This window comes from Pseudomonas sp. LPB0260 (genome assembly GCF_013388395.1).
This window is the reverse complement of record NZ_CP058247.1, coordinates 3,403,791-3,420,181: the sequence shown is the minus strand read 5'-3', so window position 1 is coordinate 3,420,181 and position 16,391 is coordinate 3,403,791. Positions and strand designations below refer to the sequence as shown.

The following is a 16,391-nucleotide window of genomic DNA, read 5'->3' as shown; positions in this document are numbered from 1 at the left end:
AGGTCCTAGGTATCTATGGGTTCGATGCTGTCCGCACGGATGCTGGCGGCGAACTGCTGAATCATCTGTTGGACCAGGGGGTCGTTATGGATCGACGCCTCGGCTTCGCGCTGACGATTGGCACGCTTGCGCGCCGCGGCCTGCGCGGGGGTCTCCTGCTCGGGCTGGCGTAGCTCGATCTGCAGCTTCAACTCGCGCCCATGAAACTGGTTCAGGGCATCGTTCAGGCGACGCTGCTGGGTGGCGTTAAACAACGCGCTGTGCCCGGGATCCAGATGCAACAACCAGTTGTCGCCCTCTACCGCGATCAGCGTGCAGTTGGCGCCAATGCTGCCGGTCATCCCGGACAGACCGAGCTTGGGAAACAGCTCCAGCCATTCGGCAGCCAGGCCGGTGGCCGGCTGCGCGGCCGGTGATGGTTCTACCTCCGCAGGAAGCGTTGGCGCCACCGACTCGAAGTCGTAGTCGAAGGACTCGGCATCCATCTCGACATAGTCGTAGTCCCCTGGCGGCGGCTCATCGTCGCGCTCGGCGGCGAACGGTGGACGATCGTCAGTCGGCGGCGAACCGGCCGCCTCGATCACTGGCTCCGGCTCGGTCTGTTGAGCTTCAGGCTGCTCTGCCTCCGCTTCTGCCTTCACCTCTGCCTCTGAAGCTGCAGGCGACGAGACGGTAGCGGACTGCGTCTGCGGCTCCTCCCAAGGCAGATCTATGACCGGCTCCGGCACTGCCGTCGGCGCGGCCAAGGCCGGCTCCGTAACAGGTGCAGGCGCTGGTTCGACTGGAGCGGGTGCGGCAGCAACGGCAGCGGCGGCTGGCGCAGGCGCAAGCACCGGTGTCGGCACTGCGACCGGGGCAACCGACGCGGCTGAGGGTGCGGCGACCGTCTCCGGAGCGGATTCGACGACAGGTGTCGGCTCGACACTGACAGGCTGCACGCCGGCAACCGGCGCAGGCATGCCGGCGCCGGCCACTGGGTTGTTTCGGGGATCAGCAGTGGCCTGGCTAATCCCTAGCGGCTTTAGCGGCACCCTCGGCGCGTCACCGCCGTCCGCCGGGCGGAATGCCAGCATGCGCAGCAGCACCATCTCGAAGCCGCTGCGTGGGTCCGGCGCCAGCGGCAAGTCGCGCCGGCCGATCAACCCCATCTGGTAATAGAACTGCACGTCCTCGGCAGGCAATGCCTGGGCCAGGGCCAGCACCCGGTCGCGATCGCCCTGCCCATTGTCCACCGCCTCAGGCAGTGCCTGGGCGATGGCCACGCGGTGCAGGACATTGAGCATCTCCGCCAGCACGCCGTTCCAGTCCGGCCCCTGCTCGGCGAGGTGGCGCACGGCATCGATCACTCCACGGGCATCGCCCTCCAGCAGCGCATGCAGCACGCCATACACCTGCCCGTGATCCAGGGTGCCGAGCATGGCCCGCACATCGGCAGCCAGCACCTTGCCTTCACCGAAGGCGATGGCCTGGTCGGTCAGGCTCATGGCGTCGCGCATCGAGCCATCGGCCGCGCGGCCGAGCAGCCAAAGGGCGTCCTCCTCGAAGGGGATGCTCTCGGCGCCAAGCACGTGAGTAAGGTGCTCGACCACCCGCTCCGGCGGCATGTTCTTCAGGGAGAACTGCAAGCAGCGCGAGAGGATGGTCACCGGCAGCTTCTGCGGATCGGTGGTGGCCAGGAGGAATTTGACGTGAGGCGGCGGCTCCTCCAGGGTCTTGAGCAGCGCGTTGAACGAGTGCGAGGAGAGCATGTGCACTTCGTCGATCAGGTAGACCTTGAAGCGCCCGCGGCTCGGCGAATACTGCACGTTGTCCAGCAGCTCGCGGGTATCTTCGACCTTGGTGCGGCTGGCGGCGTCGACTTCGATCAGATCGACGAAGCGGCCTTCGTCGATTTCCTTGCACACCGAGCAGACGCCGCAAGGCGTCGAGCTGATGCCGGTTTCACAGTTCAGGCACTTGGCAATGATCCGCGCGATGGTGGTCTTGCCCACCCCGCGGGTACCGGTGAACAGATAGGCGTGGTGCAGACGCTGGCTGTCGAGGGCGTTGATCAGCGCCTTGAGCACATGGGTCTGGCCGACCATTTCGCGAAACGAGCGCGGACGCCACTTGCGTGCAAGAACCTGATAACTCATCGAAACCCGTCACGAGAGGAAAGCATTGAAGTGGGCTAATGCTAACGGAGCATGGGGCAAATTGCATCCGATGGACAGACCCGAAGCGGCCTCGTGGCCGATCGAGCCCAGATATAACTGGAATAAAATTGACCAGGCGGTTAACATCCACGCCGTTCGTACCACGCTGCAAGTCAATCGGGCCTCCCTGCCCCACGATGGTTCCCAGGTGAAAGCGTGCATCCGCCTATCAAGCGGTACCGCACAGATACCCTCCCCGACCCACCCTGCTGACTGATCAGGCCGTCTCGCCCAAGCGCAGACTGTCGCCTGCCTCCGAAGTACCGACCCGTTCAGGCGCCGAAAAAGCGGAGCCTGCTCGTGCAACTTCGCTCCTACCGGAATCTTCCTGCCTGCCCGACGGGCCGGCGCCTGGAGCTTTATCTGCGCAGTGACGCGCTCGCTAGTTTTTAGGAATTACCCAGAATTATGAACACTCAACACCAGATGCAGGCTGCCGTTCGCACCCTGTCCCAGGCTTTTGCCCCGCTCGACTGCCGCATCCTGGCAACGCGCAAAGGCAGCTTCAGCTTTACCGTCGTCAACCAGGCAGGCATCGCCCGGCACAGCCAGCGCCTCTACCCGGGGCAATACAGCGACGAATCCCTGCAACAAGTGATACACCGCGCACGGCAATCGCTGCAGGCCTGATGCCCGATTGGCATTGAACTTAGCCGCAATGCTATGGTCAGAGCTTGTCACCCTCAGGATGGAGTATTGGTCATGGACAACCCCAATCAACAATTCGTCGATCAGCTGTTCGCCCCCCTGCGGGCCAACTTCGGCGCGCCACGACCGGACGGCAGCATCGTCTTGTCCCTGCTCGACGAAAGCGACGCCACCGCATACAGCCGCGTACTCAACACCGCGCAATTGACCGATCCACAGGCCTTCGCCCAAAGCCTGGAGGACATCCGCCTGGAACTCGCCGTGCGCTCCGGCAGCATCCCGGCGGAAATGCGCAAAGCCCTGAAGGAACAGGACAGCGTGCTCAGCTACCAAACACCCTGAGGCACCACGACCGTAAAAAGCCCCGCCTAACGCGGGGCTTTTTATTGTGCGCAGAAAGGCGCAGCCAACTGGCCACTTGCTTACCACCAGCCTCCTAGGCACCGCGCAAGGAATCTAGCCCTGGAATGCCTGGGTATATCGCTGCTGAACCTGCAAGAGTAACTCCCGCCCACGGATCAACACTTGGCGCTTGCAGCGTGCCTGCAGCGAACGACGGATCTCAGAACAGGGGAAAAACGGGCGCAGAGCTCCAGGCACCACGATCCTGAAATAGAAGATCGAGTGGCGGGATAACCAGATGCAAGAAGGGACATAAGACACGGTGGATCACCCTATGGATCACTGGCGTGATCAGAGCGAAAAACCGTTAGGAATCAAGGATATACGATATGGAGGTGGACCCCACCAGCCACACCCCGGCACACAATGTCACCGCTGCGGCTGCTCCCTTCCGGGCCTGACCGGGTTCACGGCTGATCGTTGCGGGGGGACCGGCAGGGCCACCATAACGTTGCCCACCAGGCGGCGGGCCGCGCCATTGTACCGGCTTGTCTCGAACTTACAACTGCTTCAAGCACTTACGATACAAAACTGGCCTGCTGCCGGCGAAACCATGGCACCGGCAGGCAGCTTGCGGAGTATCGGGTGAATACAGGTTCGCGAGAGCGGCCAACGCTGGAATGACCACCTTGGCGCCCGCCCACAAGGCGGGATGCGATTCACCACGGCGCATATCCGGCGGTGCCAGCGAGGCGAAATCGCAGTACCCTGCGCGGGGCATTTCAGCGCCACACCTCAATCAAGGAGCAACAATATGGCCATGACCAAAGACCAACTGATCAGCGACATCGCGGAAGCCATCGACACGCCGAAGGCCACAGTGCGCGCCGCGCTGGAGCAACTCAGCGAGATCGTCAGCGATGCCCTGGAAAACGGCGACGAGATCACCCTGCCCGGCATCGGCAAGCTGAAGGTCAGCGAGCGCCCGGCCCGCACCGGACGCAATCCGCAAACTGGCAAGGCGATCGAGATCGCGGCGAAGAAGGTCGTCAAATACGTCCCGGCCAAGGCGCTGACCGACGCAATCAACTGAGTTGACGGGATCGCGCAGGCCGAGGGTTCAGCCTGCGCCACTTCACGAATACAGGGTCGCTCAGGGCGTAGCCACTACCGTGACGGCTGCGCCCGGCGCGCCCACCGCCGGCTCGACAGCCGACTGGGCACCGCCCATCTGGCGAATGCGCCTGACCTGCTGGATTCGATTCAAGTTCTCCCAGGCACTGGCATAGTGCGCAGGCGACTGTTCGATGGCGCTGCGAAAGAACTGCTCGGCCAGATCCAGCTTGCCCTCCACCAGGCATATATAGCCAACATCGTTGCTCGCCTGTGCCCGACTGCCGACCTGCTCCAGGGCGGAGATGGCCTCCTCGTAGCGCTCCATCCGCGCCAGTAGCAGGCCATAGTTGCGCCACAGGGGTTTGTAGGCGGCGTCGAAGTTGATGCCACGCTGATAGAGCTGCTCCGCTTCCGGCCATTGCCCCGCCAAGTAATGGGAATAGCCCAGGCTGTTCTGCACCAGCGCCGAACGCGGCTCGATAAGCATGGCCAGACGATAGTAGGCCCCGGAAAGCTGGAAGTCGTTACGCAGATCAGCGAGCACCCCCAGGCCGTTGTAGAGCTTCAACGGCGACTGACTGTCAACTTTGAGTGCGTCCGCATCCGGCATAGCGGTGTCCCGGTCCAGCCCCAGACGATACTGGTCCAGCAGGAGCGCCTTGGACAGCAACTCCTGCGCTTCTGCCTGACGGCCCTTGGCCAGTTGCAACAGGCCCATCTCGGTCAGGGCGTCTATGTTTTCAGGCGCGTTGGCCAGCACATCCTTGAAAGCCATGGCGGCCAGCTCGGTATTGCCGCGCTCGCGGTGGATGCGGCCAATCCAGACCAGTGCCGGATAGTGTTGCGGGTCCAGTTCGATGGCGCGCAGGTAGAGGAACAACGCCTGGTCCAGATCGCCGGCCTGGTAGGCCATGGCAGCTATCTGCATGGCCTGCTCGGCGGTGGTCGCCTGTTTCTGCACCTGGTACAGCACTGAATTGCCGCCGGAGTAGACTGAGCGGGTGTTTACCGCCGACTCCGGCCCCATGGTCTGGCATCCCGACAACACGGCCGTCATGGCCAGCAGCAGACTGATCCTGTTCATCTCATACCTTCCCGAAGACTTTGAGCACCCCAATGATTGCAGGGCCGATGGCGACCAGAAAAAAACTCGGCCACAGGCACAAGATTAGTGGGAATACCAGCTTGGTGCCGATTTTCGCCGCGGTCTCCTCGGCTTTCTGGGTGCGCCGGTCGCGAAACTCCTCCGCATATATACGCAGCGTAGCGGCTACACTGGTGCCGAAACGGATGCTCTGCGCCAGCAGGCTGACCAACCCCTGGATGTCCTCCAAACCCGTGCGGTCGGCCAGGTGCTTGAGTGCCTCGGTGCTGGTAATACCAGCCCGGATTTCCGCATTGACCAGGGCCAGTTCCACCGCCAGCTCTGGCTGGCTCACCGCCATCTCGTCGGCAACCCGCTCAATGGCCTGGGGCAAGGCCAACCCCGATTCCACACAGACCACCATCAGGTCCAGAGCATCGGGAAAGGCCACCAACAATCGGGTCATACGTGCCTGTTTGCGTTTTTCGACATAGATAGCTGGCACGAGCCAGCCGGCCGCGACGGCCGATGCCACCAAGCCAAAGCCCATAGCCAAGGACAACTCGGGAACCAGCGGCAGAGCCATTAGCGTCAGGGCCAGTAGCACCAGCGGTAACAGCAGGCGGACTGCCCAGTAGGTCTGCACTGCAGCGGGTGAGCGATAACCGGCATGTGTCAACAGGGTACGGGTCGCAGAGTCCTGCCCCTGCTCATCGGGGGTGAACCGCTGGCCCACCTGCTCCAGCATCAATTGCAGGTTGCTCGGTGCCCCGTGCCCTGCGCTCTCCCCGCCATGCCCGCGCTTGATCAAGGCCAAGCGACGCTGAACCGGATCCTGTAAACCCATCACCAGTAAACTCACCGTGACCAGGACGAGCACCACGCTGAGGCCGATGGCACCGACGAACAGCAGGCGCGCCGCTTCTTCGTTCTCCACCACTCGGTTAAGCAGACTAAGCAGATAGTCCATGACTAGTTCCTCCCCGGCGACCGCCGCTGGCTAGACCTGAATCCTGATGATCTTGCGGATCCAGAAAATCCCGACCAGCATGGCGGCGAAGGCCGCCATCACCAGTTTCTGACCAATCGGCTCCTTGATCAGCAAGGGTAGATAGGTCGGGCTCGAAACCACGATCGCCGCAGCCAACACGAACGGCACGGCCACCAGCACCCAGGCGGACATGCGCCCTTCGGCCGACAAGGTTTTGACTTTTCGTTGAAAACGGAACCGCCCGCGGATCAGGCTGCTCAAGCGTTCCAACACCTCGGTCAAGTTGCCGCCGGTATCCCGGTGGATGAGCACTGAGGTCACCAGCATCATCACCGTCATACTTGGCATGCGTTCGAGCAGACCCAGCATGGCCCTACGCACGTCGTTGCCATAGTTGATATCGGAGAAGGTCAGGCCGAACTCGTGCGCTACGGGGCCTTTGTGCTCCTCGGCCACCAGTTGCAGGGTTTCGTTGAACGGGTGGCCGGCGCGCAGCGCTCGGCATATGGCGTCCAAAGCATCCGGCAGGCCCTCCTCGAACTGGGCGAAACGCTTGGCACGATCACTGGCGATCTTTAGCACCGGCATCCAGCAGACGATCAGGGCAGCCGGCAGTGCCAGCCACCAGAGTCGGGTGAACAACCACAGCAGCACTCCCGCTGCCACGCCCAGCAGCAGCCCAAGCAACAGCACGCGATAAGCACGATAACCATGACCGGCCTGCTCGATCATCTGCGCCAGGGCCTCCATGGCCGGCAACTGTTCCAGCTTGGCCTCCAGCGGTGACAGGCGCCGCAGATACTTCTGTCGCAACACTGTCTGCATATTAGGCAGATCGCTAGCTTGCTCCAGTACATGCAGGCGAGAACGGATGCGTTTGCGTACCTTTCCCGCCTCGCCGAACACTGGCACTACCAGCCCCTGACTGAGCAGAAAGACCGCGGCGAACACCATACCGAGGAAAGCCAGAATGAATTCACTGGGAATCTGGTTCATGACTGTTCCTCCATCCATTCCGGGCGGAACAAGGTCAGCGGCAACTCGATGCCGCGCTTGGACAATACGTCGCGAAATGCCGGCACCATGCCGGTCGGGCGATAGTCGCCGAGCACTTCGCCCTGCTCGCCCATGCCACGGCGGACGAAACCGAATATCTCGGTCATGGTGATGATATCGCCTTCCATGCCGTTGATTTCCTGCACACTGACCAGGCGGCGCTTGCCGTCCTCCTGACGCTCCAATTGGATCACCACATCGATCGCCGAGGCGATCTGTTGGCGCAATGCTTTCATCGGGAAGGTGGCGCCGGTCATCGACACCATGTTCTCGATGCGGCCCAGGGCGTCACGCGCGGTGTTGGCGTGGACGGTGGTCAGGGAGCCGTCGTGACCGGTATTCATGGCCGTCAACATGTCCAGGGCCTCGGCGCCGCGCACCTCGCCGATGACGATACGGTCCGGGCGCATGCGCAGGCTGTTGCGCACCAACTCGCGCTGGTTGACCTCGCCGCGACCCTCGATATTCGACGGGCGGGTTTCCAGGCGCACCACATGGGGCTGCTGCAGCTGCAGTTCGGCGGAGTCCTCGATCGTGACGATCCGTTCGTTGTGCGGAATGAAGCTGGACAACACATTGAGCATGGTGGTCTTGCCGGTACCGGTACCGCCGGACACCAGCACATTCATCCGCCCCCGCACTATGGCCTTGAGCACCAGGGCGATGGCCGGGGTCAGGGTCCCCATCTCCACCAGGCTATCGGTATTGAGCAGGTCCACCGCGAAGCGGCGGATCGACATGCTCGGCCCATCGATGGCCAGCGGCGGGATGATCGCGTTGACCCGCGAGCCGTCTTTCAAACGTGCATCGACCAACGGCGAGGACTCATCGATGCGGCGCCCCAGGCTGGAGACGATGCGGTCGATGATGTTGAGCAGGTGCTGATCGTCGCGAAAGCGCACATCGGTGCGCTGCAGCTTGCCGTGTCGTTCGACATAGACAGAGGCATGCCCGTTGACCAGGATGTCCGAGACGCTGTGATCGGCCAGCAACGGCTCGAGTGGGCCGAGGCCGAGCACCTCATCGGTGATCTGCTTGATGATCACTTGCCGGCTGCTGCTGGTCACAGGAGCCGAGTGCTCCTCTAGGAGCCGCTGGCTGAGCTCGCGAATCTGCCGTCCGGCCTCCGCCGGCTCCAGCGAGTCGAGCAGCGACAGGTCCATGACCTTGAGCAGCTGTTGATAGATGCGCTCGCGCCATTGGACTTCCATCGGGTTGAGCTGGGTGCGGGTTTCGTAGATGGCATCCGGCACACTAGCCTCCCAGGCCATCGCCGCGCCCAACTCACCAATCACTTGCTCTTCCTGGGGCGCAGCTTGGGCATTTTTGCCGGCCTGCTGGCGCAGCCGATTACGAAATTCACTGAGCATGGTCTACCCCCTGAACAGTCGGTCGAAGGTACGTTTCAGCAAGCCCTGCTCAGCTGCTTCGGTGCCAAGCAATTCCTGAGTCAACTCGCGTATCCCCAGGGTCACCGGAGCCCTGGGCGCATGGAGGTCGAGCGGTACGCCGGTATTCTGGCTTTCGCTGACCACGGCAAAGTCATTGGGCAGTTTCTGCAATTCCGAACAGCGCAACGACTCGGCCACATCCCTGAGGCTGACCGGCGCTGCCTTGTCGTAGCGATTGACTACCACCTGAAAACGGTTGTTCTGCACACCGAGGTCGTCGCGCATGATGCGCATCAGGCGGGTCGCGTCCTTTAGATGGCTTAGACTTTGCTGCACCAGGATGTAGACGTGATCGGACTGTTCCAGTGTGATACCGGTGAGATGGTCGATCTGCCGCGGCAGGTCGACCACGACCCAGTCGTAGGTACTGCGTGCGAGACGCAGCAGCGCCTCGAGCTGCTCCAGCCGTACATCCTGAGGCAAGCAAAACTCCCCTGCACGCCCACCCAGCACATGCAAGGTGTGGCTGAAATGGCTGCAGAAGCCGCGCAAGGCGACGCTGTCCATTTCCTCGATCTGTTGCAGCACCTCAACATGACTGTGCGCCGGCACCACATCCAGGCAATGGGCAACGCTGCCAAACTGCAAGTCCAGATCCAACAACAGTGTGCTGCCACCTCGTACGCTGAGTTGCTGGGCCAGATTGCAAGCCAGCAGGGTGGCACCCGAGCCGCCCTTGGCATTCATCACCGCGACCAACTTGCCGTTGGCAGCCTGCCCGGCTGGCGTCTCCTGAATCATCCGACCCAAGGCAGCAAGGAGATCATCGGCGGCCAACGGCTCGGGCAAGAAATCCCGGGCGCCAGCCTGCATCGCCAGCCGTATTCCTTCGTGCTCCTCCAGCGGACCACAGATCAGGAACGGCGGTCGTTCATGGGCTGGCCTCTGCAGCAGGGCCGCCAACTCCTCGCGCCACAGATGACTGACCCGCAGCAGCAGAAAATCTGGCATGCGTTCCAGGCCGTACAACGGATCGGCATGGCCGTTACTCACCAGGCGCGTGGTCACCTGCAGGCTGGAAATACGCTCACTCAGGGTTTTCAGGTGATTCAGAGCCGTGGCATCACGGCTGCTGATCAAGAGCTGCAACCGCTGCTTACTGGAAGCACGGCGCACTGGCATAACCTCTTTGGATGTCAACATGATGTGTTACCCCCGTCGCCATCGGAACCAAGGCTTTCACGAGGCAAAATCGCCCTAAACACCGGCAAAGTGATGGCCCCGCCCAGCGGTGGCGGTATCAACAGGGTGAAGGGAAAATCTTCCACGCTGAGTTGGACGAAGCGGATAGAACTCAGGTTCGCAGGATCACCGGGATTGGCCACCACGGCACCGTTCTCATCCAGATAGGTCAGGCTCAGGTCACTGGTTCGCAGGCTGGCGATCAGCGGGCTCGCACTGCTGTCCCCTGCGTCATTGAAGATCGCCCGCTGCTTCACTGTAGACTCATCGCTTATGGCACATACCGCTGCGAGCCGCGCGCCTCGGCGCACCACCTCGTCCAGTGCATTGACGGTAAATAACAGCCGCCCCATTTCCAGCACGCCGAACAACAGTGTGAAAAGAAGCAAGCCGATGATGGCGAACTCCACCACGTAGACACCCTGCATGCGCTTCTTATTCATCACAGAGCCCTCATGACAACGGTGGAGTTCAGCGCAATATTCAAAGGGATCGACGAGCCGAAAAATGTTGGCAACGCATTGCCGATAACCGGGCGAAAGGTATAGGTGATGCTAACGCGCACGTGCTCGGCACCCACTGAGCTGACCTGCACGTCGCCTGTACTTAGATCTGGCACCACGGACGCATAGCCGCTCGGGTTGGCCGGCACACCGTAAACGGCGACGTTCTTGGTTCTGGTTTGCAAATCGCCACTCAGTTCGATCTGCCCAAGTGTGGCGTTCCAGGCCTGTCCGGCGACGTAGCGGCCGGCGTCGCGGCTGGCCTGCTGCAGGTTGTTGTAGTGGTAGAGCAAGCGTCCGAACTCGCCGATGGCCAGCAACAGCAACAGCAACAACGGCAAGGCGATGGCGAACTCCACCATGGCTACGCCTCGTTGCGTATGAAGCGGCTTGAATGCACTAGTGCTCATCGCTCACCTCTATTCAAAAAAATTGGCCCACTGACCGGCTTGCCCTGCATTACCGTCAGCAGCCCCAGTTGCTCGGGTTGCTTCCTGCCGTCAACAGGCGCCAGCGACAATCCCTACGAGTCGGGGCTCGGCGTCGTGGGCGTTAGATAGGTCTTGTATAGCTGGATGATCTTCGGCCCTACGTCATCCACCACCGGTCCCGGCACGCTATCCCCTGCGCAATCCATCACGAACTGGCCGAAGATCTGCGCCTGGTTGCCCTGCTGGCTGACCGTCTGGAGCAGGAAGAAACAGCCGTAGCCCAATACCGGTACCGAGGTCTGCCCACCGGAAACACCGTTGCAGTTGCCGACCACAATCTTCAGCAAACGCCTCTCTGCTACGCCATTGGCTTCGCAGCCATCTGGGCAGTCGGCCACGCTCCTCATCCAGTCGTTGTAGCCGCGCACACTCCAGTTGCCCGCAGTCAGATCACCGTTATTCGATGTGACCGGCTGGTTCCGGTGCTCCACCCGAGGCGGTGACGCGCGATCGTTGTAGGTCATCCGGGGCGTGGTGAAACTGATCACCTTATCCGGCGGATAGTCGCCCGGACTGATCGGCCCGGAGTACTGACCAAGACGGGTGTTCAATCCCTGGGCCACCGGCCCCACTGTATTGCCCGGCTCTGTTTCCACGGGCTCACCCGGGGTCAGGCAGTGATTGATGCCCCCAGCCAGGGCCTCGCGGACATCCCTGGCGCCGCTCATTTCGTCCAGGCGAAGCAACTGGAAGTTGCCGGGACCAATTGCTGGGGCATCGCCCGCTGCACTCTTCAGCACCTCCAGATCGCCAAACCGATAGCCCCAGAACATGTCGTCTTCTGGCCGATACTGGTTCGGGTCGCCACACACAAGTAGTGGGGTGAGCTCGCAGGGCGCGGTCTGGCTTGGTCCGGCAGTGGCGATAGCCGCCACTGCCTTGTCGGCTAAATTGCCAGCGCCAAACGCCTGGGCGAAACCCCAGAAGAAACCGGGCAGCGAGTAGTCCGCTACCGTGACCCGAACGAAGCGAGCATCCACCGGCCCTGGAAAGATGAACGGTCCTTCGACATTGGTAGCCAACTCCACCTGCGCGAATGCACCGATGCCGCCGGCTGCCGCGATCGCCGCCGCCAGTTCACCATTGCCACTGGCGTTGGCATTGAGCGACAGGGTGTTCAATGCGGCATCGCGCGCCTGGCTGGAAGCGTTGCCGCTGCCCATGACCTGACTCAGGGTCTTGGCACCACTGAGGGCGGCGGCATCCACGGCATTCTGCAGGCGCGCCTTGTTAAGCATCATGTGCCCACCGTCCAGCGCCAGGGCGGACATGAGCAACATGGATGCCAAGGCCACCACGATCAGCACCATCACCGCTCCTCGCTGACGCAGCGGCAAGCTGGTGAACGGCCGTTGCATGCAGGGTTTCATCATCCAACCCTCAATTGCTGATATTGATCTGGATTGGCTGGCCGACCTGCTGCGCGTCGCCGGTCACCCCGCGGTAGCCGTCCATCACCTGTTCGGTGAGGGGGCCATCGGTGCCGGCCTGGGCGACGTCGGTACCCGGGTTGGCCGCCCGCTCCTTGTCGGCGATCTGCTGGTACTGGGTCTGGTAGACGCTGTAACCCAACGTACCGACCCGGCCTTCTTCGTAGCTCATGCAGCCAGCCAGCGCAGCGAGCAGCAGGCTTAACGGAATCATGCTTTTCATGGTTACTGTCTCCTGCTAGTTGAGGTCATGGCCGAAACTGCCTTCGCTGACGCCAAGGCTGACGGGCACCGGACGATGCAATTGGCGCCCCTTGGTCTTGCCCATCAGGTAGAAATCCATGTCGCCCGGCTCGACGAATTTTTCGGTCGGCAGGCGCACGCTCCTGGCATCCACCGGCTTGGCCAGGTGCGGAGTGACCAGGATCACCAGCTCGGTTTCACCGTTGATGAACTCCTGGCTGCGGAACAGGTGGCCGATCACCGCGATATCGCCCAGACCGGGGAAGCGGCTGACGAAGTCACGGGTGTTCTCGCTGATCAGGCCGGCGATGGCGATGGTCTGGCCGTTGCCCAGCTCCACCGTGGACTGCGCACTGCGCTTGGTCAGCGCCGGTACCAGCAACGAGGCGCCGGCCTCCGCCGCGGTATCCACCACCAGGCTGTTGGCGGCCACCAGTTCGCTCACCGAGACGTTCAGCTTGAGGTTGATGCGTTCGGCATCGAGCACCACCGGAAGAAACTTCACGCCGACGCCGAATTCCTTGTACTCGATGGTGATGCCATCGTCGTCGGAGACCGGGATGGGAAACTCGCCGCCAGAGATGAACTCGGCCTGCTGCCCGGTCAGGGTGGTCAGGGTCGGTTCTGCCAGCACCTTGGCCGAACCGTTCTCCTTGGCCGCCTCGAGCACCGCATCGAGGAGGAAGCTCGCCGAAGTGAATTGGGCCAGGAAGCCCTTGTCCGGGCTCAGCAGACCGTCGACCAGGGAGGCGCTGTTGTTGAAGCCGCCCAGGCTCCAGTTGCCTGAATCACCGACGGCCAGGAAGCGCACGCCAAGGCGCTTGACCAGGCTGCGCTGCATCTCGGCCACCTTGACCTCGAGCATCACCTGCTGGGTGCCACCGACGCTGAGCAGGTTGATGACCTCCAGCGACTGGGTCGGCGCGGCCGCCGCGGCCTCGCCCTCGCCCTGCACCACACTGGCGGTCTGCGCGGTATAGGTCTTGGCCAGCTTGACCGCCGTGTCCATGGCCACGGCACTGCTGACCTGCCCACGCAGAACCAGCGCGCCTTGGGCGCTGAACACCTCGATGCGCTCGTTGGGCATCAACTGATGAAGCTTGCTCTTGAGCCCACCGAGGTCGTGAACCACCTCCAGATCCAGGCTGTCGATCAGGCGGTTGCGTCCATCCCACAGCAGCACGTTGGTGCTGCCCAGGGAACGACCGAGCAGATACAGCTGGGTCGGGCTGGTGATCAGAATGTCGGCGATCTCCGGATTACCTACCGAAACCTTCTTGACTGCCGCCCGGGTGGACAGGATCCGTGACTTGTAGATCGGCACCTGGATATTGCTGGTGTTGGCGGCCGGCATGGCCGTCACCTCCGCCGCCTCGACCTGGGCGAGCGGTATCAGCCAGGCGCCCAGCAGTGCGGCCATGGACGCTATTTTTAGAATGCTTTGCATATCCCTCTCCTTGCCTGACAGGTCGCTTGCCCGATCGCAGTAAGCTGGGCTTGAGCAGTCCGAGACTAGATCTGTACTTTCGTCACCTTGACGTCGGTACCGCGGATGATGGTGACGCCACCACCCTCCGCACGACGCCGCAGCACCCGCTTCACCGGAGCCGGGGCCGGCGCGGGAGCCGCGACCGGCTCCACTGCGGCGACGGTGGGTTCCGGCTTCTTCTGGTTGTCCAGCGGATTGCGCAAGGCCAGTTGCAGCTTGCCTTCGCTCTGCGCCTTGACCAGCACTTCGGCCTCTTCTCCAGTCATTTCCAGGGTGACTGCGCGTACCACCACCGGCTGGGTCTTGTCGGTACTGGCGGTCTGATCGACCGCCAGCACGCGCAAGTCTTCGAGAATGGTCTTGGATTCGGAGTCGTTGCCGTTGCCCACGCGCTTGGTGGCCAGCACATCGACCCGGTTGCCCGGCAGGAGGAAACCACCGACGCCGACCACATCGTCGACCCGAACGGTGACGGCGCGCTTGTCCGTTTCGATCAGCGAAGCCAGGGTGCTGCCGCCCAGGTGTTCGGCCAGCCGCGCTTCGCGCAGGATGTCGCCGCGCAGCATGCTGAAGGTGGCGATCTTGCCCACCACCATCTCAGGCTCGGCGAAGGAGTCGTCCGGTACCGTGCCCTTGGGCATGCGCACCACGGTGACCTGCTGGGGCTCGACCATCTGCCCGAACGGGATCTCGGTGGTGGCGACCACCACGTTCTGCAGGTTGTCATCGGGGCTGGCGTTGAGCCGGGCATCCAGCCAGTTGTTGGCCATCCAGGCGGCGCCCAGGCCGAGAACCAGGGAAAGCGTTACCAAGCCGAGAGTACGAGAGCTCATGTCTGTATCTCCTTATCCAAGAAAGTCGAGCTGAACGAAGTAGTTCTGCCAGGCCCACTCCAGCTCGCGTGGGGAAAGCGGGTCGGAACTGTCCAGGTAGCGCTGACGGTCCAGCGCCATACCCAACAGATCACGCGGATGGCACGGCACCAACGGCACGCCCTCGGTCTCGTACAAGCCTTGCAGGACATAGCGCAGCAGCAGCGGGTCATAGTCGATGCCCAGGCGCTCGGTTTCCTGGCGCCAGATGCGCTCGTATTCCTGCGGCTTGAGGTAGTCGAAGTGCAGCTTGTAGCCGATGCGCCGCAGGAAGGCCTCGTCGGCCAGCTCCAGCGGGTTGAGATTGGTGGAGAACAGCAGGATGAGGTCGAACGGCAGCTCGCAGTGACGGCCACCGCCGAGGTTGAGAAAGTCGCGCTTCTCCTCCATCGGCACGATCCAGCGGTTGAACAACTCGGCCGGCGCCATGCGCTGACGGCCCATGTCGTCGATGATGAACAGGCCGTTGCTGGCCTTTAGCTGCAAGGGTGCCTGGTACTGACGGCTGAACGGGTCGTAGCGAATGTCCAGCTGCTCCATGGTCAGCTCGCCGCCGGTGATCACCACCGGGCGCTTGCAGCACAGCAAGCGCCGGTCGATGCCTTCATTGAGCATCAGGCTGCCCTGCTGCTCTTTGTCATCGAGCAGTTGGTGCACCTGGGGATCGTAGATCTCGACCACCGCTTCGTTGATCGCAATGGCGTGAGGCACCCAGATGGCTTCGGCAAACAGCCGGATCAGGCGGCTGCTGATGTAGGTCTTGCCGGTACCGGCCGGCCCGTAAACCATGATGGCGCGGCCGGAGTTCATGGCCGCGCCCAGTTGATCGAGCATGGCCTCCGAGAGCACGACCCCGGCAAAGGCCTTGTGCATGTCGCGGGAGGTAATGCGGCCATGGTGAATGGTCTGCAGCTTGATCAAGGAGCGATAGGCGCTTACCGGAAAGGGCGCCGCGCCTATGTAGCCACTGCGCGCCAGGGCGTCGCGAGCGGCGCTGCGGCCACGCTCGGTCAGGCCATAGCGCAGCGTCTGGCCCCCTGTCTGCCCGAGCACCTCGACGCGCCCGTCCTTGCGCAGAAAGCCGAGCACTTCCTCCAGCACGGCGCCGGTCAGCGCCAGGCGCTTGACCAGTTGCGCCAGGTCCAGCACGCCGGCGTCGTGCAAGTGCTTGCACAGCAGATCGCCGAGAAAGTTGTCCGCCAGACCGGTGTCGCGAACCGTACGCGGTTGCGGCGCCAATCGTTGCACCGCCTCGCGTTGACTGGGATAGGCGCCGCTGTCGCTGATGGCATACATGA

General features: G+C 62.5%; 17 protein-coding genes and 1 other RNA gene. 3 read left to right on the top strand and 15 right to left on the bottom strand.

What is annotated here, in order from left to right:
• Nucleotides 1-5: 5 nt before the first annotated feature.
• Nucleotides 6-2,135 (bottom strand): DNA polymerase III subunit gamma/tau, encoded by a 2,130-nt coding sequence (gene dnaX, locus LPB260_RS15400; protein WP_208706693.1) that lies wholly within the window; start codon nucleotides 2,133-2,135, stop codon nucleotides 6-8.
• Between the two features lie 468 nt (nucleotides 2,136-2,603).
• Between dnaX and LPB260_RS15395 the strand changes: the two genes are divergently transcribed.
• Together LPB260_RS15395 and LPB260_RS15390 are read left to right on the top strand one after the other, a co-directional pair.
• Nucleotides 2,604-2,825 carry a hypothetical protein gene (locus LPB260_RS15395; protein WP_208706692.1) on the top strand — a complete coding sequence of 74 codons (222 nt, stop codon included), beginning with the start codon at nucleotides 2,604-2,606 and terminating at the stop codon, nucleotides 2,823-2,825.
• Between the two features lie 72 nt (nucleotides 2,826-2,897).
• Entirely contained in the window at nucleotides 2,898-3,185 is a 288-nt protein-coding gene (locus tag LPB260_RS15390; RefSeq protein ID WP_208706691.1) for a DUF3509 domain-containing protein, read from the top strand.
• A 114-nt stretch (nucleotides 3,186-3,299) separates the two neighbouring features.
• On the opposite strand, the gene LPB260_RS29380 is transcribed toward LPB260_RS15390, so the two are convergent.
• Together LPB260_RS29380 and ffs are read right to left on the bottom strand one after the other, a co-directional pair.
• Nucleotides 3,300-3,443: a hypothetical protein gene (locus tag LPB260_RS29380; RefSeq protein ID WP_371926152.1), complete on the bottom strand. Its 144-nt coding sequence runs from the start codon at nucleotides 3,441-3,443 to the stop codon at nucleotides 3,300-3,302.
• A 142-nt stretch (nucleotides 3,444-3,585) separates the two neighbouring features.
• Nucleotides 3,586-3,682: signal recognition particle sRNA small type (ffs, locus tag LPB260_RS15385), an RNA gene on the bottom strand.
• Between the two features lie 317 nt (nucleotides 3,683-3,999).
• Between ffs and LPB260_RS15380 the strand changes: the two genes are divergently transcribed.
• Complete coding sequence (locus tag LPB260_RS15380; protein ID WP_208706690.1) at nucleotides 4,000-4,278, top strand: HU family DNA-binding protein; 279 nt, start codon at nucleotides 4,000-4,002, stop codon at nucleotides 4,276-4,278.
• Between the two features lie 60 nt (nucleotides 4,279-4,338).
• On the opposite strand, the gene LPB260_RS15375 is transcribed toward LPB260_RS15380, so the two are convergent.
• From LPB260_RS15375 to LPB260_RS15320, 12 genes are all read right to left on the bottom strand, one after another.
• Nucleotides 4,339-5,385 (bottom strand): lipopolysaccharide assembly protein LapB, encoded by a 1,047-nt coding sequence (locus LPB260_RS15375; RefSeq protein WP_208706689.1) that lies wholly within the window; start codon nucleotides 5,383-5,385, stop codon nucleotides 4,339-4,341.
• Between the two features lies 1 nt (nucleotide 5,386).
• Nucleotides 5,387-6,355: a type II secretion system F family protein gene (locus LPB260_RS15370; RefSeq protein ID WP_208706688.1), complete on the bottom strand. Its 969-nt coding sequence runs from the start codon at nucleotides 6,353-6,355 to the stop codon at nucleotides 5,387-5,389.
• Between the two features lie 30 nt (nucleotides 6,356-6,385).
• Nucleotides 6,386-7,372, bottom strand: coding sequence for a type II secretion system F family protein (locus LPB260_RS15365; protein WP_208706687.1), 987 nt, complete (start codon nucleotides 7,370-7,372; stop codon nucleotides 6,386-6,388).
• A complete protein-coding gene (locus LPB260_RS15360) occupies nucleotides 7,369-8,802 on the bottom strand; it encodes a CpaF family protein (RefSeq protein ID WP_208706686.1) in 1,434 nt (477 codons plus the stop codon). The genes LPB260_RS15365 and LPB260_RS15360 overlap by 4 nt, the downstream gene beginning before the upstream one ends.
• 3 nt (nucleotides 8,803-8,805) lie before the next feature.
• A complete protein-coding gene (locus LPB260_RS15355) occupies nucleotides 8,806-10,026 on the bottom strand; it encodes an AAA family ATPase (RefSeq protein ID WP_208706685.1) in 1,221 nt (406 codons plus the stop codon).
• Nucleotides 10,020-10,508 carry a TadE/TadG family type IV pilus assembly protein gene (locus LPB260_RS15350; RefSeq protein ID WP_208706684.1) on the bottom strand — a complete coding sequence of 163 codons (489 nt, stop codon included), beginning with the start codon at nucleotides 10,506-10,508 and terminating at the stop codon, nucleotides 10,020-10,022. Before LPB260_RS15350 ends, LPB260_RS15355 begins: the two co-directional genes overlap by 7 nt.
• Complete coding sequence (locus tag LPB260_RS15345) at nucleotides 10,508-10,978, bottom strand: TadE/TadG family type IV pilus assembly protein (RefSeq protein ID WP_208706683.1); 471 nt, start codon at nucleotides 10,976-10,978, stop codon at nucleotides 10,508-10,510. The genes LPB260_RS15350 and LPB260_RS15345 overlap by 1 nt, the downstream gene beginning before the upstream one ends.
• A gap of 113 nt (nucleotides 10,979-11,091) precedes the next feature.
• Nucleotides 11,092-12,432 (bottom strand): TadE/TadG family type IV pilus assembly protein, encoded by a 1,341-nt coding sequence (locus LPB260_RS15340; protein ID WP_208706682.1) that lies wholly within the window; start codon nucleotides 12,430-12,432, stop codon nucleotides 11,092-11,094.
• Between the two features lie 7 nt (nucleotides 12,433-12,439).
• Entirely contained in the window at nucleotides 12,440-12,712 is a 273-nt protein-coding gene (locus tag LPB260_RS15335) for a hypothetical protein (RefSeq protein WP_208706681.1), read from the bottom strand.
• 15 nt (nucleotides 12,713-12,727) lie between these two features.
• Nucleotides 12,728-14,179, bottom strand: a complete 1,452-nt coding sequence (locus LPB260_RS15330) for a type II and III secretion system protein family protein (RefSeq protein WP_208706680.1) — start codon at nucleotides 14,177-14,179, stop codon at nucleotides 12,728-12,730.
• Nucleotides 14,180-14,244: 65 nt separating this feature from the next.
• Nucleotides 14,245-15,054: a Flp pilus assembly protein CpaB gene (gene cpaB, locus LPB260_RS15325; RefSeq protein ID WP_208706679.1), complete on the bottom strand. Its 810-nt coding sequence runs from the start codon at nucleotides 15,052-15,054 to the stop codon at nucleotides 14,245-14,247.
• Nucleotides 15,055-15,066: 12 nt separating this feature from the next.
• Nucleotides 15,067-16,389, bottom strand: a complete 1,323-nt coding sequence (locus tag LPB260_RS15320; protein ID WP_208706678.1) for an AAA family ATPase — start codon at nucleotides 16,387-16,389, stop codon at nucleotides 15,067-15,069.
• Nucleotides 16,390-16,391: the final 2 nt, after the last annotated feature.